Origin of the sequence: Pseudonocardia ammonioxydans, from assembly GCF_900115005.1 — a bacterium.
In the GTDB taxonomy this organism is placed as follows: Bacteria; Actinomycetota; Actinomycetes; order Mycobacteriales; family Pseudonocardiaceae; genus Pseudonocardia; species Pseudonocardia ammonioxydans.
Map to the genome: position 1 here is coordinate 152,581 of NZ_FOUY01000001.1, position 24,700 is coordinate 177,280.

23 protein-coding genes are annotated in these 24,700 nt (G+C 75.2%); 3 read left to right on the forward strand and 20 right to left on the reverse strand.

Annotated elements, in window-relative coordinates:
* Positions 1-43 precede the first annotated feature (43 nt).
* The 8 genes from hemB to BM093_RS00810 form a co-directional block, all read right to left on the reverse strand.
* Positions 44-1,018: a porphobilinogen synthase gene (hemB, locus tag BM093_RS00775; protein WP_093335631.1), complete on the reverse strand. Its 975-nt coding sequence runs from the start codon at positions 1,016-1,018 to the stop codon at positions 44-46.
* Between the two features lie 71 nt (positions 1,019-1,089).
* Positions 1,090-2,631: a bifunctional uroporphyrinogen-III C-methyltransferase/uroporphyrinogen-III synthase gene (locus tag BM093_RS00780; protein WP_093335633.1), complete on the reverse strand. Its 1,542-nt coding sequence runs from the start codon at positions 2,629-2,631 to the stop codon at positions 1,090-1,092.
* Positions 2,631-3,611, reverse strand: a complete 981-nt coding sequence (hemC, locus tag BM093_RS00785) for a hydroxymethylbilane synthase (RefSeq protein WP_093335635.1) — start codon at positions 3,609-3,611, stop codon at positions 2,631-2,633. The genes BM093_RS00780 and hemC overlap by 1 nt, the downstream gene beginning before the upstream one ends.
* Positions 3,608-5,044: a glutamyl-tRNA reductase gene (locus BM093_RS00790; protein WP_093335637.1), complete on the reverse strand. Its 1,437-nt coding sequence runs from the start codon at positions 5,042-5,044 to the stop codon at positions 3,608-3,610. The genes hemC and BM093_RS00790 overlap by 4 nt, the downstream gene beginning before the upstream one ends.
* A 3-nt stretch (positions 5,045-5,047) precedes the next feature.
* Positions 5,048-5,824, reverse strand: coding sequence for a redox-sensing transcriptional repressor Rex (locus BM093_RS00795; protein WP_245773208.1), 777 nt, complete (start codon positions 5,822-5,824; stop codon positions 5,048-5,050).
* A 558-nt stretch (positions 5,825-6,382) separates the two neighbouring features.
* Positions 6,383-8,029 carry a molybdopterin-dependent oxidoreductase gene (locus tag BM093_RS00800; RefSeq protein WP_093335639.1) on the reverse strand — a complete coding sequence of 549 codons (1,647 nt, stop codon included), beginning with the start codon at positions 8,027-8,029 and terminating at the stop codon, positions 6,383-6,385.
* 7 nt (positions 8,030-8,036) lie between these two features.
* On the reverse strand, positions 8,037-8,270 hold the full coding sequence (locus BM093_RS00805) for a glutaredoxin family protein (protein WP_093335642.1): 234 nt from the start codon (positions 8,268-8,270) through the stop codon (positions 8,037-8,039).
* A 2-nt stretch (positions 8,271-8,272) separates the two neighbouring features.
* Positions 8,273-9,949 (reverse strand): AMP-binding protein, encoded by a 1,677-nt coding sequence (locus tag BM093_RS00810; protein ID WP_093335645.1) that lies wholly within the window; start codon positions 9,947-9,949, stop codon positions 8,273-8,275.
* A 752-nt stretch (positions 9,950-10,701) separates the two neighbouring features.
* Between BM093_RS00810 and BM093_RS00815 the strand changes: the two genes are divergently transcribed.
* The 3 genes from BM093_RS00815 (at position 10,702) to BM093_RS00825 (ending at position 14,161) form a co-directional block, all read left to right on the forward strand.
* Positions 10,702-11,343, forward strand: coding sequence for a sigma-70 family RNA polymerase sigma factor (locus BM093_RS00815; protein WP_093335647.1), 642 nt, complete (start codon positions 10,702-10,704; stop codon positions 11,341-11,343).
* A gap of 181 nt (positions 11,344-11,524) precedes the next feature.
* Positions 11,525-13,024, forward strand: coding sequence for a DUF5667 domain-containing protein (locus tag BM093_RS00820; RefSeq protein ID WP_093335650.1), 1,500 nt, complete (start codon positions 11,525-11,527; stop codon positions 13,022-13,024).
* 228 nt (positions 13,025-13,252) lie between these two features.
* Positions 13,253-14,161, forward strand: coding sequence for an HAD family hydrolase (locus BM093_RS00825; protein WP_245773250.1), 909 nt, complete (start codon positions 13,253-13,255; stop codon positions 14,159-14,161).
* Here the strand turns inward: BM093_RS00825 and BM093_RS00830 are convergent.
* From BM093_RS00830 to BM093_RS00885, 12 genes are all read right to left on the reverse strand, one after another.
* Entirely contained in the window at positions 14,146-14,565 is a 420-nt protein-coding gene (locus BM093_RS00830) for a DUF5313 family protein (protein ID WP_093335656.1), read from the reverse strand. The genes BM093_RS00825 and BM093_RS00830 overlap by 16 nt on opposite strands.
* A gap of 7 nt (positions 14,566-14,572) precedes the next feature.
* Positions 14,573-15,532, reverse strand: a complete 960-nt coding sequence (locus BM093_RS00835) for a lysophospholipid acyltransferase family protein (RefSeq protein ID WP_093336520.1) — start codon at positions 15,530-15,532, stop codon at positions 14,573-14,575.
* Between the two features lie 56 nt (positions 15,533-15,588).
* Entirely contained in the window at positions 15,589-16,647 is a 1,059-nt protein-coding gene (locus BM093_RS00840) for an NAD-dependent epimerase/dehydratase family protein (protein WP_093335659.1), read from the reverse strand.
* A 142-nt stretch (positions 16,648-16,789) separates the two neighbouring features.
* A complete protein-coding gene (locus BM093_RS00845; protein ID WP_010241351.1) occupies positions 16,790-16,891 on the reverse strand; it encodes a 30S ribosomal protein bS22 in 102 nt (33 codons plus the stop codon).
* Positions 16,892-17,065: 174 nt separating this feature from the next.
* A complete protein-coding gene (locus tag BM093_RS00850) occupies positions 17,066-17,278 on the reverse strand; it encodes a helix-turn-helix domain-containing protein (RefSeq protein ID WP_093335662.1) in 213 nt (70 codons plus the stop codon).
* A 227-nt stretch (positions 17,279-17,505) separates the two neighbouring features.
* A complete protein-coding gene (gene proC / locus BM093_RS00855; protein WP_093335665.1) occupies positions 17,506-18,306 on the reverse strand; it encodes a pyrroline-5-carboxylate reductase in 801 nt (266 codons plus the stop codon).
* A 21-nt stretch (positions 18,307-18,327) separates the two neighbouring features.
* Positions 18,328-19,218 (reverse strand): thioesterase family protein, encoded by an 891-nt coding sequence (locus BM093_RS00860; RefSeq protein ID WP_093335668.1) that lies wholly within the window; start codon positions 19,216-19,218, stop codon positions 18,328-18,330.
* A 44-nt stretch (positions 19,219-19,262) separates the two neighbouring features.
* On the reverse strand, positions 19,263-20,105 hold the full coding sequence (locus tag BM093_RS00865) for a sugar phosphate isomerase/epimerase family protein (RefSeq protein ID WP_218162610.1): 843 nt from the start codon (positions 20,103-20,105) through the stop codon (positions 19,263-19,265).
* Between the two features lie 50 nt (positions 20,106-20,155).
* Positions 20,156-21,592: a hypothetical protein gene (locus BM093_RS00870; protein WP_143105213.1), complete on the reverse strand. Its 1,437-nt coding sequence runs from the start codon at positions 21,590-21,592 to the stop codon at positions 20,156-20,158.
* Positions 21,592-22,599, reverse strand: a complete 1,008-nt coding sequence (locus BM093_RS00875) for a Ppx/GppA phosphatase family protein (protein ID WP_093335679.1) — start codon at positions 22,597-22,599, stop codon at positions 21,592-21,594. Before BM093_RS00875 ends, BM093_RS00870 begins: the two co-directional genes overlap by 1 nt.
* 78 nt (positions 22,600-22,677) lie before the next feature.
* Entirely contained in the window at positions 22,678-23,367 is a 690-nt protein-coding gene (locus BM093_RS00880; RefSeq protein ID WP_093335681.1) for a response regulator transcription factor, read from the reverse strand.
* Position 23,368: 1 nt separating this feature from the next.
* Positions 23,369-24,601 carry a sensor histidine kinase gene (locus BM093_RS00885; RefSeq protein WP_245773209.1) on the reverse strand — a complete coding sequence of 411 codons (1,233 nt, stop codon included), beginning with the start codon at positions 24,599-24,601 and terminating at the stop codon, positions 23,369-23,371.
* Positions 24,602-24,700: the final 99 nt, after the last annotated feature.

Below are 24,700 nucleotides of genomic sequence, written 5' to 3' on the forward strand. Positions count from 1 at the left end.
GGGTCGGGTCGGGTCGGACCGGGACGGAGTCGCGGCCCCGGGGCTAGTCCAGCCAGGCGGCGGCCTCGGTCGCCCAGTAGGTGAGGACCACGTCGGCCCCGGCGCGGCGGATCGAGGTGAGCGTCTCCAGGATCGTGCGCTCGCGCTCCAGCCAGCCCTTCTCCACCGCCGCCTCGATCATCGCGTACTCCCCGGAGATCTGGTACGCCGCGACCGGCACGTCGGCGACGTCGGCGACCCGGGCCAGCACGTCCAGGTAGGCCAGCGCGGGCTTGACCATCACCATGTCGGCGCCCTCGTCGAGGTCGAGCGCGAGCTCGCGCAGTGCCTCGCGGGCGTTGCCGCCGTCCTGCTGGTAGGTCTTGCGGTCGCCCTTCAGCTGCGAGTTCACAGCCTCCCGGAACGGGCCGTAGAACGCCGAGGCGTACTTCGCGGTGTAGGCGAGGATGCCGGTGTCGGTGAATCCGGCCTCGTCGAGCGCGGCCCGGATGACGGCGACCTGGCCGTCCATCATCCCGCTCGGGCCGACCAGGTGTGCCCCCGCGCGGGCCTGCTCGACGCCCATCCGGGCGTAGACGTCGAGGGTGGCGTCGTTGTCGACGGCGCCCTCGGCGTCGAGCACGCCGCAGTGGCCGTGGTCGGTGAACTCGTCCAGGCACAGGTCGGACATGACGACGAGCGCGTCCCCGACCTCCGAGCGGACGTCGCGCAGCGCGACGTTGAGGATCCCCTCCGGGTCGACCGCGCCCGAACCGGTCGCGTCGTGCACCTCGGGGACGCCGAACAGCATCACCCCACCGACCCCGGCCGAGGCCGCCTCGGCGACGGCCTTGCGCAGCGTGTCCCGGGTGTGCTGGACGACGCCGGGCATCGAGCCGATCGGCACCGGCTCGGTCGCGCCCTCGCGCACGAACATCGGCAGCACCAGCTGCCGGGGCCGGACCTCGGTCTCGGAGACCAGCCGCCGCATCGCGGGGGTGGTCCGCAACCGACGGGGACGCTGCGCCGGGAATGCCATGGGGCCAGGTTAGGCGCTGCCAGCTCGTGAGTGGTTATCGCGGTCAGGACCGCGATAACCACTCACGAGCGTCAGCGACGCCGCGCCTTGACCTTCTTCGGCGGCGGCAGGTTGCCCTCGGCGCGCAGCTTCGCGGTGTGCGCCGCCAGCGCGTCGACCAGGGTCGGGACCCGGGCCTCCTCCGGCTGCACGTCCACGCGCAGGCCGAACTCGCGGGCGGTCTCCGCGGTGTGCGGGCCGATGCAGGCGACCAGGGTGCGGGCGTGCGGCTTGCCGGCGATGCCGACCAGGTTCCGCACGGTCGACGACGAGGTGAAGCAGACCGCGTCGAAGCCGCCGGTCTTGATCGCCTCACGGATCGGCGCGGGCGGCGGGGCGGCGCGCACGGTCCGGTAGGCGGTCACGTCGTCGATCTCCCAGCCGCGCTCCTGCAGCCCGGCCGACAGCGTCTCGGTGGCGATGTCGGCGCGCGGCAGCAGCACCCGGTCGACCGGGTCCAGCACGTCGTCGTGCGGCGGGAAGATCTCCAGCAGGCCCTCGGACGTCGAGTTCTGGGCCTCGTCGATGTCCGGGACCAGCTCCGGCTCGATGCCGAACTCGCGGACCTTCGCCGCGGTGGCGCGGCCGACGCAGGCGATCTTCACGCCGGAGAACGCCCGGGCGTCCAGGCCGAACTCGGCGAACTTCTCCCACACGGCCTTGACCGCGTTGGTCGAGGTGAACACCACCCACTGGTAGCGGCCGTCGACCAGGCCCTTGACCGAGCGCTCCATCTGCGCGGGCGAGCGGGGCGGCTCGACGGCGATCGTCGGGACCTCCTCCGGGATGGCGCCGTGCATCCGCAGCCGCTCGCTCATCACGCCGGCCTGGTCCTTGGTCCGCGGGACCAGCACCCGCCAGCCGTAGAGCGCGCGGGACTCCCACCAGGACAGCTCGCCGCGGCGGCCGGCGGCCTCGCCCACGGTCAGGACGAGCGGGCCCTCCAGCTCACCGCCGTCGGCGGCGATCTTCCCGATCGACGACGAGATCGTCTTCTGGGTGGAGGTGGTGCCGCCGGAGGTGATCGCGACGGCGGTCTCGGCGGGCACGCCCTGTGCGGACAGCCCGGCGGCGACGTCGCCCAGCAGCGCACCGGTCGCGTGCAGCACCACCGGTCCCGGGGACGCGGCGAGTGCGGCCCAGTCGACGCCCGCGCGGACGTCGGCCTCGACGTGCGCCGAGCCGAGCGCGACACCGGCGTAGGCCGGGACGGCGGTCGAGGCGGGCACGCCCGGGACGACGTCGAACGGGGTGTCGGCGGCGGAGACGGCCATCGCCTCGGCGACGACGGCGTCGTTGGTCAGCGGGTCGCCGGAGACCAGCCGGGCCACCGAGCGGCCCTGGCCGGACTCACCGAGCAGGTCGCTCGCGATGTCGGCGGGCTGGCCGACGGCCGGGCGCACCTCGGCACCGTCGGCGGCCAGGGCGAGGATGCCCTCCGGCACGTCCGGGTCGGTGATCACCAGCGGCGAGCCGGCGAGCACCTCCCGGGCACGCACGGTGAGCAGCGCCGGGTCACCCGGTCCGCTGCCCACGAAGGCGATCCGCCCCGAGGTGTTGGCAGGTCCTGTCATTACGAACTCCCGATCCAGCGGTTCACGGAGCCGAGGCCCGCGGGGGGCAGGCCGTCGGCACCCAGGTCGAGCAGCTCGTGCGCAACTGCGGCTCCGAGCTTCTCGGCGGCGTCCATCTCTCCGGTGGCGGAGGTGCGCAGCACGTCGCCCTCCGTGATCTCCCCGACCCCCAGCGCGGCGCGCAGCGACAGCCGGTCGATCGTGCGCCCGTCGTCGTCCAGGTCGGACACGACGTCGGCCAGCGCACCGACCGGGGCGGTGCAACCGGCCTCCAGGGTGGCCAGGACAGCGCGCTCGGCGGTGACGGCGGCGCGCACGCCCGGGTCGTCGAGCACCGAGCGCAGCGTCTCCGCCAGCCCGGTGTCCCCCTCGCGGCACTCGATGGCGAGGGCGCCCTGGGCGGGTGCGGGCAGCATCTGGAGCGGATCGATCAGCTCGTCCGCCTCGTCGATGCGGCCCAGCCGGCGCAGCCCGGCCGCGGCGAGGACCACCGCGTCCAGCTCGCCGGAACGGACCTTCCCGATCCGGGTGTCCACGTTGCCGCGGATCGGCACCACCTCGAGCCCCCGGCCGAGCGCGTAGAGCTGCGCGGCCCGGCGCGGCGAGCCGGTGCCCACCCGGGCCCCGCGGCCCAGCTCCCCCAGCACGCGTCCGGTGCTGACGAACGCGTCGCGGGGGTCCTCCCTGGCCGGGACGGCGGCGACCCGCAGCTCCGCGGGCTGGGCGGTGGGAAGGTCCTTGAACGAGTGCACGGCGACGTCGATGTCGCCCGCGGTCAGCGCGTCGCGCAGCGCCGACACGAACACGCCGACCCCGAGCTGGGTCACCGGCGCCGTGGAGCGGTCACCGCTGGTGGAGACGGTGACGATCTCGCACGGGTGGCCGGCGGTGGTCAGCCGGTCGGCGATGGTGGTGGTCTGGGCGACCGCCAGCTTGGACGGCCGCGTACCGATCTTCAGTGTGGTGGGTGCGGTGGTCACGAGATCTGCTCCGGGGGCCGGGACCCGATCGCCGGCGTCGCGGCGTCGGGCGTGGTGTAGCGCAGGGCGGCGCCGACGTCGGTGCCGTCGACGCTGGCGTCGGCCCGCACGGGGGCGGCGACGGCGGCGGCGGCCTGCGGGTCGAGCTCGAACAGGGTGCGCAGCGCGGCGGCGTAGCTGTCGCCGTCCGGCCCCTCCGCGAGCCGCTTGACCTGCACGGTCGGAGTGTGCAGCAGCTTGTCCACGACCCGGCGGACGGTGCGGGAGAGCTCCCCGCGCACCTTCTCGTCCAGCTCGGGCAGCCGCGAGTCCAGGCGCAGCAGCTCGGCGTCGACGACCTCGGAGGCCCGCCGGCGCAGCGCGGTGACGGTCGGGGTGACCTCGGCCGAGCGCTGCCCGGCGAGGTACTGCTGGGCCTCCTCGTCGACCATCCGCTGCGCGGCACCGATGGATCCGCCGGCCGCGTCACCGGAAGCGTCGAGCAGCCGGTGCTGCAGCGTCGTGAGGTCGACCATCCGGACACCGGCCAGCTCGCCCACGGCCGGGTCGACGTCGCGGGGCAGCCCCAGGTCGCAGACGACCAGCGGGCGCGCCCGGCCGGCGGCGAGCGCCTCGGTGACCGGCCCGGTGCCGACCACGTGCCCGATCGCCCCGGTGCAGGCGAGCATCAGGTCGGCACCGGCCAGCTCGGTGCCCAGGTCCTCGAGCGCGGCGAACCGGGCGGGGGTGCCCTGCTCGAGCACCTTCTCGACCAGCCGCTCGCCGCGCTCCTCCGACCGGTTCAGGACGACGATCTCCGACGCCCCGGCCCGGCGCAGGTGTGCCGCGGCGAGCGCGCCCATGGCGCCGGCCCCGACGATGACCGCGCGCGAGCCCTCCAGGCCCGCACCGCCGTCGCTGCCCAGCTCGCGGTCGGCGTCGCGCAGCGCCTCGGACACCACCGAGGCGCCGGCCTCGTCGATGCCGGTGCCGGCGTGCACCCGCTTGCCGACCCGCAGCGCCTGCTGCACCAGCTCGTGCAGCACCTTGCCGACCGATCCGGACTCGTCGGCGGTGGCGTAGGCGCTGCGGAGCTGGCCGAGGATCTGCGACTCCCCGACCACCATCGAGTCCAGGCCCGCCGCCAGCGCGAACAGGTGCTGGACCGCGGAGCCCGCGTAGTGCACGAAGAGATGGTCGGACAGCTCACCGATCGGGAAACCGGCATAGCCGCCGAGGACGTCGGTGACGTCACCCAGGCCACCGTGGAACGCGTCCACGACCGCGCAGATCTCGATCCGGTTGCACGTGGAGAGGAGGACGGCCTCCTCCACGTGCGTGCGGTCGAGCATCTCCTCGAGCAGCTTGGGTACGTCGTCCGGCGCGACGGCGAGGCGCTCCAGCACCTCGACCGGCGCGCTGCGGTGCGACAGGCCGACGACGAGGACGCTCATCGCTCAGGACACCACCGATTCGTTCGTCTCACTCGGTTCCCGGCCCTCGGCCGGAACCACCGCACTCCCGCCGGCTCCTTGCCGGCGGGCCACGTGGAAGGCGAGGACCTGCAGCTCGACCGAGAGGTCGACCTTGCGGACCTCGACGTCGTCCGGCACCTGCAACAGCACCGGGGCGAAGTTGAGGATGGACTGCACCCCACCCTGCACGAGCAGGTCGCAGACCGCCTGTGCCGCGGGCCCGGGGGTCGCGACCATGCCGATCGTCACGCCCCCGGCGGCGCAGGCCTCCGGGATGTCGCGCACGTGCCGGACGCGGATGCCGTTGATGTCGACCCCGACCAGCTCGTCGTCGACGTCGAACAGCGCACTGACCGGGAACCCGCGCCCGGCGAACCCGGCGTACCCGGCGAGCGCGAGCCCGAGGTTGCCCACCCCGACCAGCGCCACCGACTGCCGGTGGTCCATCCCGAGCTCGCCCTGTAGCCGCTGCTGCAGCGACGCGACGTCGTAGCCGACCCCGCGCACGCCGTAGGAGCCCAGGTAGGACAGGTCCTTGCGGAGCTTCGCCGAGTTGACCCCGGAGGCGCCGGCGAGCTCCTCGGAGGAGACGGTCTCGACCCCGGACTCGCGCAGCTCCCCGAGCACCCGCAGGTAGACGGCGAGCCGCGAGACGGTCGCCTCGGGCACGGGGCGGGCGGGCCGGTCCCCGTCGGACGAGGAGTCGGGGCCGGGTTCCGGGCCGGCACCGGGGCCGCCGGTCGTGGGCGGCAGGCTCATGGGCCGTCCTCCTCCGGCGTCGGTCGCGGGTGGAGCGCGGTGGGCGTTGCGGCGCTCGTCCGGCTCGCGGGGGTTGTCCGCGGGCGGTCGGTCATCGAAACTGTCCGTGCTCCGGTCGGGTCTGCTCCGTCCACACCTCGGCGGCGGAGCCGGTCGGGGTGCGATCGCCGCTGCCCGGTCGCGGACCGGTCGTCGTGACCGGTCGGGGCGGACCCGGGCGAGCCCGGTGCCACGACGCCGTCCACGACGGCGGTGCCGCCGGGCCCGGCGACGAGAACCCACGGTAGCCGCTTGTGAAGGCACGCACAAAGTTGCGATCTTGGTCCTCCACGTGCTCCGCGCAGGCGCTGACCTGGCACTACCGGTGATCGACGCGCAGGCACCGCTCACCGTGCGACGTAGGGCACGTCGAGGTCCACGACACCATCCGGCCCACCTGCACGCGACCGCGCGTGACACAACTCTCGACCTGCGGGTCCGGCCGTGATCCGGGTCGGGTCACGGGGTCGGATCAGCGGGTCAGGTCACCGGGTCAGGTCAGGGGATCAGGTCAGGGGGTCAGGTCACCGTGACCGATCGGGTGGGCAGGCCGGTCGCCGCGCCCGGCAGCGGTGAACGGCGTTCCCCGGTCTGGGCGGCACCGGCGCCGTCGGTGGCGCGGCAGGACAGCGTGTACCGGCCCGGGGCGAGGTCCAGCTCCGCCCGCCACATCCGCCAGGTCGCCCCACCCGCCGGGACCGGGGCCAGCCGGGCGGGCACCCAGGATCCGGCGTCCGCTCCTCCGACACCGACACCGCCACCGGCACCGGCACCGGCACCGGCACCGACAGCGACTTCGACCCGGGAGATCCCCCGCGGCACCGCCCACGCCGTCCCGGTCACGACGACCCGTCCGGCCGGGACCGTCGTGTACGGCGCCGGGGTGTCGATCCGCGACGCGGTCTCCATCGGCCCGGGCGGCGCCCAGCCGCGGGCCCGCCAGTAGTCCGCCCGTGCCGCGAACGTCGTGAGCTCGATGCCGGTGACCCACTTGGTCGCCGAGACGTAGCCGTACAGCCCGGGGACGACGATGCGCACCGGGAAACCGTGCTCGGGCGGCAGGGCGGCCCCGTCCATCGCGACCGCGAGCAGCGCGCCGCGGGCCGGGTCCAGCACGAGCTCCGCCGGGCTGCCCGCCGTCCAGCCGTCGGTCGAGGTCGACAGCACCTGGTCGGCGGCCGGGTCCGGGCGCGCCTGCGCCAGCAGCGGCGCCAGCTCGACGCCGGTGAACCGGGTGGTCGACACCAGGCCGCCGCCGACCTCGTTCGACACGCAGGCCAGCGTCACCCAGCGTTCGACGAGCGGTCGGGCGAGCAGGTCGTCGAGGCCCAGGTCCAGCTCGCGGCCGACCATCCCGTGCACCCGCAGCCGCCAGGACGCCGGGTCCACCGCGGGCACCCGCAGCGCGGTGTCGATCCGGTAGAAGTCCGCCACCGGGGTGGCGAACGCGGTGCCGCCCGGGAACGCGGCACCGGGCGGCAGGGCCGGCGCGGGCGCGATCCGGCCGTCGGCGGCGAGCGCGGTCAGCCGTGCGGTGAGCGCGTCGCGGGCCGGCCCGACCCGCCCGGCGGGCAGCCGGGGCGCGAGCCAGGCGGCGCCCGCCCCCGCGGCGAGGCCGCCCGCACCCGCGGCCGCCCCGGCGCGGAGGAAGCGGCGCCGGGTGAGCGACTCCCGGGCCGGGCGGCCGTCCGGGAGCGTGCCGCCGGCCAGCGGGGGGATCCGCGCGGCCAGACCGTGCAGCCACCGGAAGGACGTCACTGCGACGAGAAGGGCGGTCGCCGCAGGCAGGGCATCGAGCGGGCCCGCGCCGGGCGCCGTCACCGCCGCGCCGACGCCGAGCAGCCCGAGCGCCGCCAGCCCCCAGGCCCCGGGCAGCGGCGAGCGGCGGGAGACCGCCCCGAGGGTCGCGGCCGCGAGCGCGAGCAGCACCACGACCCCGGCGACGACGCTCTGCCGGCTGCCGATGCCGGCCCCGACCGTCGCGACGGCGGCGACGGCGGGCGGGGTGAGCGCCACGACCCGGTCGGCGACGGCGGTGACCGGCGCGGCGGCCGGGGCGATCGGCAACGCGACCAGCGCGCCGGCCCCGGCGCCGAGGGCGGTGGCGGCGACCGCCGCGAGCGCTCCCCGGACGGGCCCCGGGCGGTCCGGGGTTCCGCCGCTCACCGGTGGCTCACGAGCCCAGGTCCGCCCGCAGCCGTGCCTCGTCGACCCGGAACGAGTCGTGCTCGCGGCCGTCCAGCAGCACCACCGGCACCTGGTCGCCGTACTCGGCCCGCAGCTCCGGGTCCGCGTCCACGTCGACCGTGTCCCACCCGGTGCCGGTCTCGGCGCACACCCGGTCCACCACCTCGGCGGCCTCGGCACACAGGTGGCAGCCCTGGCGGGTCAGCAGCCGTACCCGCATGCTCACATCCTCGCCAGCGTCTGCCGGGCGATCTTGCCCGTGGGTGTGCGCGGCAGCTCGTCGGCGAACGCGACGGCCGCCGGCCGCTTGAACCGGGCCAGCCGGGCCGCGCAGTGCTCCGTCACCTGCTCCGCGGTCAGCTCCGCCCCCGGGACCGGGACCACGACGGCCTTCACCGCCGCGCCGGTCCGGTCGTCCGGGACGCCGACGACGGCGACCTCAGCCACCGCCTCGAGCTCGGCGATGACCTGCTCGACCTCACGCGGGTAGACGTTGAACCCGTTGACGATCACCAGGTCCGACGAGCGGTCGACCAGGTGCAGGTCGCCGTCGGAGTCGCGGTAGGCGACGTCGGCGGTGACGAACCAGCCGTCCTCGTCCGGGCCGCCGGACCCGTCGGGCCAGTACCCGGAGAACAGGTTGGGCCCGCGCAGCGCGATGAGCCCGGTGTCGTCACCGACCTCGGTGCCGTCGTCGAGATCGAGCTCGTCGGCGTCCGGCTCCGGTTCCGGCGCGTCGATCGGGCGACCGGCCGTGTCCACCAGCTGCAGCTCGACGCCGGGCAGCGGGCGGCCCACCGAGCCCGGCTTGGCCGGGCGACCGAGGTCGTTGCTGGTGATCACGGGCCCGCCCTCGGTCAGGCCGTAGCCCTCGTGCAGCTCGAGGCCGGTCGCCGTGCGGAAGTCCGCGAGCCATCCGGCGGGCAGCGGGGCGCCGCCGGAGGTGCACAGGCGCACCCCGCCCAGCGCCCGGCGCAGCCGGTCCGCGCCGGGGTCGGCGGCGGAGGCCGTGTCATGGGCCGTGTCGGCGCCGGTGGCTGTGTCGGGATCGGTGTCGGGTGCCGTGCCCTCGCCCGGGCCGGCCCCCAGGTCGAGCAGCGCCCGGAACATCGACGGCACACCGGCGATCACGCTCACCCGCTCGTCGACGACCGCGTCGATCACCCGGCCCGGCTCGAACCGCCCGGGCAGCACGACGGTCGCCCCGGCCCAGCAGACCTGCACCAGGCCGGCGGCGAACCCGTAGATGTGGAACAGCGGCAGCGCGAGCAGCACCCGGTCGACGGCGTTCACCGGGGCCGGCCGCAGCTGCCCGGCCTGCTCCCGGTTGGCCAGCAACGCGCGGTGCGAGAGCTGGACCCCGCGCGGGCGGCCGGTCGTGCCGGAGGTGAAGACGATCAGGGCGATCCGCTCGGGGTCCGCGGGCGCCCGCTCGGCGGGCGGGGTGTCCGGCGCGGGCGCCGCGGGGTCCGGCGGCGGCAGCACCCGGGCCCCGCAGCGCTCGGCGCAGCCTGGTGCCGCCGCGTCGTCCGGGGCCGCCACGACGACCACCGGTTCCGCCTGCCCGAACACGCTGTCCAGCTCGCGGGTCACCGAGTCGGCGCCGAACGGGACGACGACGGCGTCGGCCCGCAGCGCGCCGAAGACCGCGACGCAGTAGGCGGCCCCGTCGGGCAGGCCCACGGCCACCCGCTGGCCCGGCCGCACGCCGGACGCGCGCAACCGCGCCGCCTCGGCGCTCACCGCGGCGTCGAACGCCGACCAGGACAGGGTGAGCGGTGCACCGCCCGACAGGTCACGCACGGCGTCGTGCCCGGGCCGCTCGGCGGCGTTGCGGGCGACCAGGTCCGCCAGGTGGACGACGGGCCCCTCGGCGGGACCGGGACGGGGACTCGACACGGCAGGCCTTCCTCTCGACACGGCTCGTGACGCGCGCGGAGCAGGGTGGTGTCCACCCCGCTCGGCGTGCCGATCAGTCTGGCAAACCCGCGTCACACCTGCGCCGGACACCGGCACCGCTCGTCGCCGCACACGAACCGTGTCGATTCGGACACGCTGAGCTAACGGTTCACTGACCGCTCGGACGGAGCCGCTCGCCGGACGGAGGCGCGGTGAAAGGCGGCGAGCGAACTACGTCACTCGATCAACCTCTATGCTCCGCCGCTACACGAGGTTCAACGCGCGAACCGCCGGTTCGTCGCGCGACTCACCCGAGGGAGTGGCATGCAGCTCGCCACCGCACCGCTGCGCGGTGCCGGACGCGGCGCGTCGCACGGCACCCGGCACGACGCCCCGCGCCGTGCCGGACCCGGCGGGTCGTGTCGCGTGGGCCGGCACCCGACGCTCCGGGATCCATGACCCGGCCGATGCGACCACAGCGGCTCTTCCGGCCGCGAGAACGACCCGAGCACTCAGCTGATCAAGCCGTCCGTCCCGACCGGGCCCCCGACTCCGGTCAGGACCGACCCGACGCCGTCCGCCCCCAGCCGGACGGGGAGGTGTCCGTGACTTCAGCGACCTCTGCACCGTCCGCACCGACGGGGCCGATCGCGTCCGCTCCCCTCGCCGACGCTCCACCCGGGTACCCCGCCCAGGCCGGCGCACACCACCCGCACGCCGGTGCCACCCGGACGGGTGGCGGTGAGCCCGAGATGCCGGCGCCGCGGCAGGCCCCGCAGATCTCGCAGGACCTGCCCCGCCCCGAGCAGCAGGACCCGGCCGACGAGGCCGCCCGCGCCGTCGAGGACGCCAACAGCTCCTGGGCGCTGGTCGAGGCGTGCCAGGCCGGCGACGCCGGGGCGTTCGGCGAGCTCTACGAGCGCTACCACGACGTCGTCTACCGCTACGTGCTGTTCCGGATGGGCGACCGGGCGTTCGCCGAGGACGTCACCCAGGAGACCTTCGTCCGCGCGCTGCGCCGGATCTCCTCGGTGAGCTACCAGGGCCGCGACATCGGGGCCTGGTTCGTCACCATCGCCCGGAACCTGATCTTCGACTACGTGAAGTCGAGCCGGTACCGCCTGGAGCAGACCACCTCCGAGATCGTCGACATGGCGCCGTCGACCGGTGGTCCCGAGCAGCAGGTGCTGGACATGGCCACCAACGACGAGCTGCTGGCCTCGATCGCCAAGCTCAACTCCGACCAGCGCGAGTGCATCCAGTACCGGTTCCTGCGCGGGCTCTCGGTCGCCGAGACCGCCGAGCTCATGGACCGCAACGAGGGTGCCGTGAAGGCCCTCCAGCACCGGGCGGTCCGCCGCCTGGCCCAGCTGCTCCCGGACGGTCTGCGGTGAGCGGCACTGCGGCCCGGGCCGCAGGAGCGCGAGAGGCGATGCTGATCACTGCGGTGAGCGCACTACTCGATGCGGTGAACGGTACCGAACCCGTAACCTCGGGGCCGGTCGGTCGTTGTGCAGACGAGCGCGCCAGGTACGCGCCGACGAGCAGCGCGAGACTGCAGTGAGGACGGACGGCATGCCCAGGGCATGGGACGACAGGCCCCCGGCCGAGGACGGCTTCGACCGCACCCCGGTGGGCGCCCCCGCGTCGGAGGAGCTGGCGCACGAGATCGCGCTGGCCGCGGCGCTGGACCGTTCGCGCCGCGACCTCTCACCGGACCCGCACGCGTCGGGCCGCATGCGTGCGCGCTTCCTCGATGTTCTCGCGCAGGAGGGGATCGGCCGCCCGGAGCAGGCCGAGCAGGCCGAGCAGCCCGGCGGCGTGACCCCGTTCGCCGAGCGCGCCGGCGAGCTCCGGCAGGACCGCACCGACCTGACCGCCCCGATCGGGCCGCCGATCGCCGACGACCTCGACTGGGAGGCGGTGTCCAACCGGCGCTCGGCCGGGGAGCGCACCCCGGTGGCCGACGACCCCGGTACGCGCCCGGCTCGCTCGCGGCGCGGCCGGCACGTGCTGCCGCACGACCACCCCGACCACCCGGAGCAGGTGGGCGCCGCTGCGGGTCCGGCCCGCGACGCGGACGCCGGCCCCGGCCGCGACGAGAACGCCCGCCCGTCCGGCCCGCGGATGCTCGACCGCCGCCGCCCCAGCGTGCGCAAGCGCTTCGGCGTGGTCGTCGGCGGCTTCGCCGCGCTCGCCGTGATCGCCGGTGTGACCTCGACGGTCAGCCGGGACGCGCTGCCCGGGGACGCGATGTACGGCGTGAAGCGGGCCAGCGAGAGCGTCGGCGGCGTGTTCACCGTCGGCGAGCAGGCCGAGGCCGCCCGCCAGCTCGACCTCGCCCGCTCCCGGGTGGACGAGCTGGAGAGCATGGTGGCGCGCTCGACGCCGCCGGCCCCGGACGCGGTCGCCGCGGCCATGAAGGACTTCGACCGGGCCACCAGCACCGGCAGCCGGATGATGCTCACCGGAACCGGTACCGGCGGCACCGACGCCGCGCGGCTCGCCGAGCTCCGTACCTGGGCCGCCGCCCAGTCCGGGCGGATCACCCGGCTGCAGGAGCAGCTGCCTCCCGACAGCCGGGCGCAGACCACCGAGGCCGTCCAGCTCCTGGACCGGGTGCTCGCCCGGGCCGAGGCGCTGCGGGCCGGCAGCGGCTGCGACGCCGACAGCGGCCGGACCGTGGACGATCTCGGGCCGGTCCCGGGCGAGTGCCGTACCGGCGGCGGGGCTCCCGTCGACGCCTCCCGGCAGTCGGCGACCGCCACCCCGGAACAGAGCACCACGCCGTCCGGGAGCGAGACGCCGAGTGCGGAGACGACCAGCCCGCAGACCTCGACGTCCGAGTCGCCGACGAGCAGTACCGGCAGTGACAGCACCAGCAGCGAGACCAGCGAGCCGGGTCGCAACGGCCTGCCGTTGCTGGGTGACTCGGGCTCCTCGACCAGCAGCTCGCCGAGCAGCTCGTCGCCGTCGTCGGAGTCCGGCTCCTCCTCGGAGGAGGACGGCAAGCTGCTCCCGCCGATCACCATCCCGCCGCTGCTGCCCGGGCTCGGCCCGGTCACCCTGGGCTGATCACGCCGCGGTGCGGGCCCGGTCTCCGGCATCACGCCGCGGGCCGGGCCCGCGCCGCTGTCCCGCAAGTAGGCTGGGACCCGCGCGCCCGCCCGAGCACGGTCGGGCGCCCGACGCCGTCGCACCAGGAAGGCCACCGTGGTGAGTGATCCCGGGTCCGCTCCCGACGAGGTTCGCCTCGACCCGACCGGCGCCGGGCACGAGTACGGGTTCGCCGAGGAGCCCGGGGTGCTGCGCAACGCCACCGCGCTCGACCCCGCCCAGCGGGCCGGCCAAGCCTCCGCCGCGGCCGCCGTCGCCGCCGAGCAGGCCGGCGCGGTGCGGTCGGGCGACGGGGCGCCGGGTACCGGGGACACCGACGGCCCCCCGCCGGATCTCACGGCCGCGGCGTTCTTCGACGTCGACAACACGATGATGGTCGGCGCCTCGATCTTCCACTTCGCCCGGGGGCTCGCGGCGCGCAAGTTCTTCACCACCTCCGACCTCGCCGGCTTCGCGTGGCAGCAGCTCAAGTTCCGGATCGGCGGCCGGGAGGACAAGGGCGGCATCGCCGGGCACCGCGACACGGCGCTGTCGTTCGTCGCGGGCCGTCCCGTCGACGAGGTCGTGGAGCTCGGCGAGGACATCTACGACGAGCTGATGGCCGACCGTATCTGGGCAGGCACCCGCGCCCTGGCCCAGATGCACCTCGACGCCGGCCAGCGCGTCTGGCTGGTCACGGCGACACCGGTCGAGCTGGCCCGGATCATCGCCCGCCGGCTCGGCCTGACCGGGGCGCTGGGCACCGTCGCCGAGTCCGTCGACGGCCTCTACACCGGACGGCTGGTCGGCGAGATCCTGCACGGCCCCGCCAAGGCGCACGCCGTCCGCGCGCTGGCCGCGGCCGAGGGCCTGGACCTGCGCCGCTGCACAGCCTACTCGGACTCGGTGAACGACGTGCCGATGCTGTCCGCGGTGGGGACCGCGGTCGCGGTGAACCCGGACTCGGAGCTGCGGGACGTGGCCAAGGCCCGGAGCTGGCAGATCCGCGACTTCCGGACCGGCCGCAAGGCCGCCCGGATCGGCGTGCCGTCGGTACTGGGCGCCGGCGCGGTGGCCGGCGCGGTCGCCGCCGGGATGGCCTACAAGAAGCGGTAGCGCTCGGCGTAGCGCCGGGCCGCCTCGGCCCGTACCTCGGCGGTCGCGCGCTCCCGCGTCGCACGGGCCGTCCCGGCCGGGTAGCCCGCCTTGAGCACCCGGTGCTCGACGGACTCCTCCATCACGAACAGCGAGTACTGCAGGGACACCAGCCAGCCCAGCAGCAGCGCGGTGAGCCGCAGCCACAGCGGGCCGGGGACCACGAGCACGATCGGGCCGGACAGGACCGTCAGGATGGCGGCCGTCCGCACCAGGTGCCGCAGGTGCCAGGTCCGGCAGGTGGTGTCGTGCAACACCCAGCTCCGGTACCGGTCCGGGAGCCGGCCGCCCGCCGCGTACCAGAGCCAGCGCAGCGGCCCGGGGCGCCGGGGCCGGGGCGCACCGGCCGCCGCAGGGCCCGTCACAGGCCCGTCACCCGAGGAACACGTTGCGCCGCTGGGACAACAGCCGGTACAGCGTGTGCTGGATCGTCTCCCGGACCTGGTCGGTCATGTTGAACACCAGCATCGGGTCCTCGGCGTCGGCCGGGGTGAGGTGGTCGGTGCGGATCGGCTCACCGAACTCGATGTACCACTTCGACGGCAGCGGGACCAGCCCGGCCGGGCCGAGCAGCGGGAAGGTCGGTGTGATCGGGAAGTACGGTGCCCCGAGCAGCCGGGCGAGCGGGGCGATGTCACCGATCTTGGGGTAGGTCTCCTCCGCGCCGACGATCGAGCACGGGATGATCGGCACCCCGGTGCGCAGGGCTGCGGAGACGAACCCGCCGCGGCCGAACCGCTGCAGCTTGTACCGGTCGCGGAACGGCTTGCCGATGCCCTTGAAGCCCTCCGGGAACACGCCGACGATCTCCCCGGCGTTCATCAGGCGCTCGGCGTCGGGGTTGCAGGCCAGCGTGACACCCGCCTTGCGGGCCAGCGACCCGGAGACCGGGAGGGTGAACATCAGGTCGGCGCCGAGCAGCCGCAGGTAGCGGTGCGACGGGTGCTCGTCGTGGACGGCGACGGTGGTCATCGCGGCGTCGAGCGGCAGGGTGCCGGAGTGGTTGGCGACCAGCAACGCGCCCCCGGTCTCCGGGAGGTGGTGGGCGCCGATCGTCTCCACCCGGAACCAGCGCTGGTAGAGCGGGCGCAGCGTCGGCAGCAGCATCGCCTCGGTGAGCTCCGGGTCGAACCCGAACTCGTCGACCTGGTAGTCGCCGGTGAGCCTGCGGCGCAGGAACTCCAGCACCTGCTCCAGCGCGGTCTCCCAGGCCGGCTGCTCCTGCTCGTCGGGTGCCATCGGCATCGGCGGCGCCGCGGCCGGCGACGCCTGCTCGTCTGCCCGGGCAGGGCCCCGGTTGCCCCGGATCGGGATCACCCGCGCCTCGGCCATGCCGTCGCCCTTCGTCGTCCCGCCGCGCCGTCCGCGCGGCTGCTCCCCGTGCGCCGTCATGCCCGTTCCTGGCGCAGGCCGCGGGCCAGGCCGAGCAGGCCGCGCTCGACGGAGGCGATCCGCTCGGCGCCGAGCACCGGGCTCAGCGCCTTGCCGCGGACGAAGTCGTCGAAGGCCTGCGTGGTCGTCCACCGCGGCTCGAAACCGAAGTCGTCGATCAGCCGGGTCAGGTCCACCACCCGGCCGAAGTTCAGGAACCGCATCTGCTCCGGGGAGAAGTCGACCACGCGGGCCCCGCGCAGCACCTTGCTGACGGTGCCGACGCCACTGCTCGGCACCGGCACCGGCACCTTCCCGGCCCGCCGGATCGCCTGGGAGAGCATCAGCACCCCGTGCGCCGCGACGTTGAACACACCGGGCAGCTCGTGAGTCGCGGCCCGCTCCAGGACGGCCAGGCCGTCCTCCTCGTGCAGCAGCTGGATCCGGGCGTCGTACCCGAGCACGGTCGGGACCACCGGCAGCGCGAAGTACCGGGTCAGGACGGTGTCCACGCGCGGACCGATGAAGTTCGCGAACCGCAGCACGGTCGTCGTGACGTCCGGCCGGCGCCGGCTGAACCCGCGCAGGTAGCCCTCGATCTCGGCAGCGTCCTTGGCGTAGCCGCCGCTGGGGAGGTCCTTCGCGCCGATGGCCTCGTCGAACACCGCGGGGTCGCGGGAGCTGGAGCCGTACACCGCGGTGGTCGACTTCAGCACAACCCGCTGCACGCTCGGCGCCTTCTGGCACGCGGCGAGCAGCTGCATCGTGCCGATGACGTTCATCTCCTTCATCGTCGCCCGGCCGCCGGACGAGGCCGGGCTGGCGGACAACGACGCGTGCACGACGGTGTCGACGCCCGCGGTGGAGATGACCTTCGCGATCAGCGGGTTGCGGATGTCGGCGCGCACGAACTCGGCGCGGCCCATCCGCTTGAGCAGGTCACGCGGGGGCGGCACGGTGTCGACGCCCAGGACCCGCTCGATGTCCGGGTTCGCCGCCAGCCGGGCGGCGAGGTGCCCACCGAGGAACCCACTCACCCCGGTGACGAGCACGACCTTCGGGGTCGACGACGACATGGACGACCTCACTGACCTGGTGAGCTGGTGGCGGGACGGACGACCGGGCCGATGCCGGTGCCCCCGTCGCGGAACCGGTGCGCCCCGGCGAACGACACCGGCCGCGCACCCGACGAGGTCGGGTACGCGGCCGGTGCGCGAGTCACTTGCCGAGCTTGCGGCGCTGCACCCGGGTCTTGCGCAGCAGCTTGCGGTGCTTCTTCTTCGACATCCGCTTGCGGCGCTTCTTGATGACCGAGCCCATGGGGTGCTCCTCCTGTGTCGACGCAGATCGCCCGCGACCGGTCCACCGGGTGGCCTCGATGCGGGCCGCCCACACCGTGCCGACGGCGCGGGGCGTGCGACCGGTGGGTGTCGTCAGCCGGTGCGTCAGTCTACCGGGGACCCCGAACCGGCCACCGGACGGGGACCGCGTCCGCTAGCCGACGTCGAAGTAGGCGTTGCGCAGGTAGTCCTCGACGGCGCGCTGCGGCACCCGGAACGAGCGGCCGACCCGGGCCGCCGGCAGTTCCCCGGAGTGCACCAGGCGGTACACCGTCATCTTCGAGACCCGCATCATCGAGGCCACCTCGGCGACCGTCAGGAACTGGACCTGGGCCGGCCGTAAGGGTTCGGGACGTTCCGCCACCATCGGGCACCGCCTTCCTCCCCCGGTACGGGCCCCGCGTGCCCGGTAGTGGGGGGTGCGTGTGCAGTCTACCGGGACTGGTGTGACGGTCGGTCCGCCAGAGGGGTGGCCCGATCGTGGCACGGTCCGGCGCGTCCGGGCGACGTGCGGTCATCCGATGCGCTGACCGGGCGACGACGGAGGGTGGCCGGTCGGTGACCCGGCCTCGCCGGCGGCCCTGCCGGTGACCGCTACGACCGGCCCAGCTCCACCGAGCGGTCGTGGGCCGCGGTGACCGCGTCGGCGACGGCCGAGCGCAGCCCGTTCCGCTCCAGTGCGCGCAGCGCGGCCGCGGTCGTCCCGGCGGGCGAGGTGACGTTCTCGCGCAGCACCGCCGGGTGCTCGCCCGTCTCGCGCAGCATCCGGGCCGCGCCCAGTGCGGTCTGCACGGTCAGCTCGGTCGCCGCCGGCCGGGTCAGCCCGAGCCCCACCCCGGCCTCGATCATGGCCTCGGCGAGCAGGAAGAAGTACGCCGGTCCGGACCCGGAGACCGCGGTCGCGGCGTCCTGCTTCGCCTCGTCGATCCGCAGCACCGACCCGACCGTGGCCAGCAGCGCCTCGGCCTCGGCGAGGTGCTCGTCGGTCGCGTGCACACCCGGGGAGATCGCGCACATCGCGGCGCCCAGCAACATCGGGGTGTTCGGCATGACCCGCACGACCGGCGTGCCCGCCGGGAGCGCGCCCTCGAACAGCGACGTCGGCAGCCCGGCGCACAGCGAGACCACCAGGGTGCCCGGCTCGAACGCCTCGGCGACCTCGCCGAGCAGCGCCACGACGTCCCCCGGCTTCACCGCGACGACGACCGTCCCGGCCCCGCGCACCGCGCCGGCCGGTGTCGTGGCGGTGATCCCGAGCCGGGCCGACAGCTCCCCGGCCCGTTCCGCGGCCTTCTCCGCGACCACCAGCTCGCCGGGGTCCCGCCCGGCCGCCAGCAGCCCGCCGAGCAGCGCCTCGCCGATCCGTCCCCCGCCCAGTACCGCGATCCGTGACATGGGGAGCAGCCTAGGAAGCCGCTACCCCCGCAGCGGAGCGAGGGCGAGCTGGCGGGCCTGGCAGACCGTCCGCCCGGCCGCGTCGACCACGGTCACGTCCTCATCGAAGTGGCACTGGGCGGCGGAGAAGTGGCACTGGGCAGCGGAGGACGGGCCCTGGGTGGCGGAGGACCCGGTGCCGGACACGGTGTGCGAGCGGGACTGCACCCGCAGCCAGCCCGGGGCGGGGCGCGCCCGCAGCAGGGCGGTGAGCTGCACGGTCGGCGCCCAGCCCTGCGTGCCCCCGAGGTTGAACACGGTCGGCGGCAGGATGTCGCCGGAGAGCAGCGCGAACAGCACGTCCGGGTCCTCGCCGCGGGGCCGCACCCAGCCCGTGATCTCCGGCGGCCCGGTCTCGCCGCGCAGGAACGGCAGCGCGTCCGGCGGGTAGCGCAGCTCGCACGCCGTCGCCAGCCCCCGGGCACCGCCCTCGGCCGCGGCCGGGTCGACCGTGTCCGCACCCGGCTCCGGGGCCAGCGCGGTCGGGGTCGCCCAGCGCGGCTCCCCCTCGGGCAGTACGCCCGCGGTGATCGTCGAGTGCAGCATCGGCCGCCCGTCCTGCAGCAACCGCACCGCGACCGAGGAGATCGTGCGGCCGATCTTGAGCGGGGCCGCCTCCAGCTCGACCGGGCGCAGATCGGGGGCGCGCAGGAAGTCCGCGGAGACGGCCAGCGGGTCGGTGGCGGGTGCGTCCAGGGCCCCCAGGTGGGTCATCCCCGCCTTGGCCATCAGCACCATGAGCAGCCCGCCGAACGCCTTCGGGCCGACCGCCCAGACCTCGTCGAGCGCGGCGCGGAACCGGCCCTCGCCGAGATCGTCGAGGACGTGCGCGTCGGCGAACGGACGCCCGGTGCGGATCGTCGTGCTGCTCATGCGCACAGGTTACCTGCGGGTAGAGGACGTCCCGATGATCTGGGTCACCGTGCGCCGGCGGCGGCGGGCGCGCCGGCGGTCGCCACCAGGTGCAGGCGGGCGAACACCAGCGACTCGGCGAGCAGGCCGAGCCGTTCCTGCCGGGTGCGGCAGCGACGGGTGGAGACCTCGAGGACGACGGTGCCGCCGTTGCGGGCGAACGGCCCGTCGGCCAGCGCCTGGCACACCTCGGCACAGGGCTGGTCACCGCGGCCCGGGACCAGGTGCTCGTCCCGCGGGGCGCCGGAGCCGTCGGTCAGGTGCAGGTGGGTGAGCTGCTCGCCCATCCGCGCCATGAGCTCCAGTGCGTCGACACCCGCGGCGGCGGTGTGCGACAGGTCGAGGGTGTAGGCGCCGAACCCGACCTCGGTCGGGTCGTGGCCGAGTGCGTAGGGCACGGTCCGGAGCGCGCCGCGCTTGACCGGGAACATGTTCTCGACCGGCAGCGTCACGTCGTGGTGCTCGCGGGCGCGGCTCACCTCGTCGGCGAACACGTCGGCGTAGCGGCGCTGCCAGCGGAACGGCGGGTGGACGACGACGGTCCCGGCGCCGAGCCGGGCGGCGACCTCCACGGTGCGGCGCAGCCGGTGCACCGGGTCGGCGCCCCACACCCGCTGGGTCACGGCCAGGCAGGGCGCGTGCACGGCGAGGATCGGCACGCCGTACCGGTGCGCGAGCCGCTCGACCGCCCGCGGATCCTGGCTGACCGGATCGGTCCAGATCATGAGCTCGACACCGTCGTAACCGAGCTCGGCGGCGATCTCGAACCCGGCCGCGACGCCCTCGGGGTAGACCGAGGCGGTCGACAACGCGATCGGCACGCCCCGCGGGGCGGCGGCTGCGGGCACGGATGGCGACGGCGTCACAGGACGTGGAGTCGTCATGCCGTCGCTCATCGTTACCGGTCCAGGAGCACCAGAATCGCCGGGGACACCGTCAAGAGTAACCCGACCAGGACCGCGAACAACGTGGTCTTGAGATCGTCGTTGCGCAGCAGGGCGCGCACCCCGAGCACCAGACCGACCGTGAGCACCACGGCCAGGGCCAGCGCCACGATCGGGAGCGAGAACCAGAGGTAGCGGAACAGCACCCAGATCGCGGCGCCGGCGACGGCACCGCCGATCCACTGCGCGATCACGACCGCCCACGCCTGTCCGGTGCCCGCGGCACCGGCGGACGCGGCGTCCTCCAGCCCGGCGGGCGGCTCGGCCTCGTCCTCGGTGGCCGCGTCCGCGGCGGGGTCGTCGATCCCCTCGTGATCCTCGGCGGCCCGGTCCTCGGCGGCCCAGTCCTCGGCGGCCCGGTCCTCGGCGGCCCAGTCCTCGGCGGCTCGGCCCCCGGGGCCCGGCCCGGCCGGCGCGAGCACGGCGGTCCGGCCACCGTCGGCCCGGTCCTCCCCGTACGGGTTCTCACCGTAGGAATTCGCACCGTACGGGTCGTCTCCGTGCGCACTGTCGCCGTACCAGTCGCCGTACGGGGCGTTGTCGTAGGGGGCGCCGTCGTACGCGGTGCCGCCGTACGGGTCGTAGGCGCCGGTCGGCGGGCCACCGTCCGGTACCGGCGGGGCACCGACCTGGGTGGGCGGACCGTCGTCGTGGTCCTCCAGCGGCGGGGCGCCGATCTGGGTCGGCGGGCCACCGTCGTGGTCCTCCAGCGGCGGAGCGCCGATCTGGGTCGGCGGGCCGCCGTCGTCCGGACCCGCCGGGCGGCGGGCACCCAGCCGGCTGGTCGGGATCTCGTCCGCCCCGCCCGTGCCGTAGGGGCCGCCGGCGCCGTGGGGACCGTCGGGGCCGTGCCCCGGGTACCCGTTCGGCGCCGCAGGCCCGGGGCGCCCGTGCGGTGCGAACGCCCGGGGGCCGTACCCCTGCGGCGGGGCACCGTTCGCCGGGGATCCGTTCGCGGGGGATCCGTTCGCGGGGGCCCCGTTCGCCGGGGTTCCGGTGCCGGGCGCTCCGTCGGCCGGGGCGCCGTTCGGGGTGCCCGCGTCCCACGGGCGGCCGTTCACCCCGCCGCGGGCTCCGGCCGGCTCCGGCCGGCGGGACGGGAAGGACGGGTGCTCGGCCTGGCCCGGCCGGTCGTCCTGCGGTGCGCCGCCGCCGGCCCACCCGTTCGCCGGGGCCGGCGGGCGCACCCGCTCCGCGGTGGCCGGCCCGCGCGCCGCGGCCGGGCCGGCCGCCGGCTCCGGTGCAGCGCGGCCGGGCTGCGGCGCGCCACCGGCGTCGTCGCCGTCCTCCGCGGCGCGCCGCCGACGGCGCCGACCGGTCTGGGAGCCGCCGTTGGCGGCCAGCAGCTCGGCGACCGTCCGCTGGCGCGGCTCTGGGCTGTCCACACTCATCACGACCACCGTGCCCTGTGTGTTGTCAAGGGTCCAAGCCCGGCCGCGGAAATCTGCGCCGAGCGGTCGTCCCCGTTCGCTCCGTCGAGCATGTCGAAGCGGCGCAACATCACGCCCTCGCGCAGTGCCCACGGACAGATGTCGAGTTCGGCGATGCCGAGCGCGTCCATCGCCGCCCCGGCGACGACGGTGCCGGCGACCAGCTGGTGCGCCCGGCTCGGGCTGACCCCGTCCAGCTCGGCGAGGTCCGGCCCGGACATCCGGATCACGAACTCCGCCAGCTGCCGCAGGCTCTGCCGGGTCAGCGTGCGGTGCACCCGCGGGCCCGCGCCGGACGGTGCCGCACCGGCGAGCCGGGCCAGCGTCCGGAAGGTCTTCGACGTGCCGACCACGCGGTCCGGCGGCCCGGCGGCGCGCAGCCGCTCGGCCACCGGGGCGAGCTCGTCACGGACGCGCTCGGTCAGCCGGGTCACCTCCGCGCGCGGGGGCGGGTCGGCGGTGAACGCCTCGCGGGTCAGCCGCCCGGCGCCCAGCGCCACCGACGCGGCCACCTCCGGCGTCTCGTCCCGGCCGACGGCCATCTCCAGCGAGCCGCCACCGATGTCGAGCACCAGCAGGCGCCCCGCCGACCAGCCGCACCACCGCCGGACGGCGAGGAACGTCCAGCACGCCTCGTCCTCCCCGGGCAGCACCTCGAGGGCCACCCCGGTCTCCTGCCGCACCTGCGCCAGCACGTCGGCCGAGTTGCCCGCGTCCCGCAGCGCCGAGGTCGCGAACGCCATGAGGTCGTCGCAGCCGGCCCCCCGGGCGATCTCGCGGGCCCGGTGCACGCTCTCCAGCAACGCCTTGACGCCGTCGGCGCTCAACGCGCCCTCGTCGTCGAGGTACTCGGCGAGCCGGAGCACGTCCTTGTCGGAGGTCATGGGCTGCGGGTACGCACCGCGGTGCGCGTCCACCACCTGCAGATGAACGGTGTTGGAGCCCACGTCGAGGACGGCCAGTCGCACCCGGACAGGTTACCGACCCGTTATCGACGGTCCGGCGACCACGGGGCCACAGTCGATGATCGTGTGCGTGGACGCCGCTCAGACATCGAACTTGTAGCCGAGCCCGCGCACCGTGACCAGGTGCTTCGGATTGGACGGATCGTCCTCCACCTTGGACCGCAGCCGCTTCACGTGGACGTCGAGGGTCTTCGTGTCGCCGACGTAGTCCGCGCCCCACACCCGGTCGATCAGCTGGGCCCGGGTGAGCACCCGCCCGACGTTGCGGAGCAGGTACTCGAGCAGGTCGAACTCCTTGAGCGGGAGGGCGACGTCGTCGCCGCCGACCGACACGACGTGCCGCTCGACGTCCATGCGGACCGGACCGGCCTCCAGCACGCCCGCGCCGCCCTCGGCCTCGGCCGCCCCCTCGCCGCCGCGGCGCAGCACCGCGCGGACCCGGGCGATCAGCTCGCGTGCCGAGTAGGGCTTGGTCACGTAGTCGTCCGCGCCGAGCTCCAGCCCGACCACCTTGTCGATCTCGCTGTCCCGGGCGGTCACCATGATCACCGGGACGGCGGAGCGGGAGCGCAGGGCCTTGCAGACGTCGGTGCCGCTCATGCCGGGCAGCATCAGGTCGAGCAGCACGATGTCGGCGCCGTTGCGGTCGAACTCCGACAGCGCGTCGTTGCCGTTCGTCGCGACGGCCGCGGTGAACCCCTCCTTGCGCAGCATGAACGCGAGCGGGTCGGCGAAGGACTCCTCGTCCTCCACGATCAGCACCCTGGTCATCTCATCCTCCGGTTCCGGCGGTCTCGGGGGAGCCGCTCACGGCGGTGTCCCCTGCGCTCCCGATACCCAGCCGGGCGGGGAGGCGCATGGTGAACGTCGATCCGGTGCCGGGGCGGCTCCACAGCCGCACCTCGCCACCGTGGTTCGCGCAGACGTGCTTGACGATCGCGAGGCCGAGCCCGGTGCCGCCGGTCGCGCGGGAGCGGGCCGGGTCGACCCGGAAGAACCGCTCGAAGACCCGCTCCTGGTGTTCCGGGGCGATGCCGATCCCGCGGTCGGTCACGGCGATCTCGACCGAGCCGTCCACCTCGCGGCGGCTCAGCGACACCGAGGAGTCGGCGGGCGAGTAGGCGACCGCGTTCTCGACCAGGTTCGCGAGTGCGGTGACCAGGAGGGTCCGGTCGCCGTCGACGACCAGGCCGGACGGCTCGTCGGCGATGATCTCGACGCCGTGCGACTCGGCGGAGTTGCGGCTGCGGGCGAGCGCCTCGCCGACCACGTCGTCGACGTCGACGGCGGCCAGCTCCGGCAGCCGTTCGGCGCCGGTGAGCCGGGACAGGGCGATCAGCTCGGCCACGAGGTTGCCCATCCGGGTCGCCTCGCGCAGGAGCTTCTCGCCGAACCGGCGGACCTCGGCGGCATCGGCCTCGGTCCCGGGTGTGGGCTCCACCCCGTCGAGGGTGTCGAGCAGCGCCTCGGCCAGCAACGCGACCGCGCCGACCGGGGTCTTGAGCTCGTGGCTGACGTTGGCGACGAAGTCGCGCCGGGTGGCCTCCAGGCGCGCCACCTCGGAGGTGTCGACGGCCTCGACCAGCGCGAACCCCTCACCGAGGGGGCGGACCGTCGCCTGCACCGCGACCGGCCCGCGGGGCGTGCGCTCCAGCGGCGACAGGTCGACCTCGAGGAGCCGGTCGCCGGCCTGCACCCGCTGGCAGGCGGCCCAGGCACGCGGATCGAGCCGCTCGGCGGTGACGGCGCCGAGCGCGGCAGCCCGCCGGTTGTGCAGCAGCACCTCGCCCCCGGCGCCGACCACGGCCAGCCCCGAGGCGGACTGCCGGAACGTGCGGTGCAGCAGATCACCGAGGGTGGGTCCCCCGGCGGTCTGCCGGTCGGTCGCGGCGCCGGACGTGCCGCGGGTGGGGCGGCCGGACCACGGCCGTCGTGCCAGCGCGACCCCGGCCAGCAGGCCCAGGCCGAGCGCGACGGCCGCGATCAGCCACGCGAGCGTGCTCACGGCTGCATCGTAGGCAAGCGGGGGTGCCCCCTGGCCAGCGCGGAACCCCGGATGGTGACGCCCGCGACCCGCTCGCGCGACAGTGTTCGGCCCCCGTTC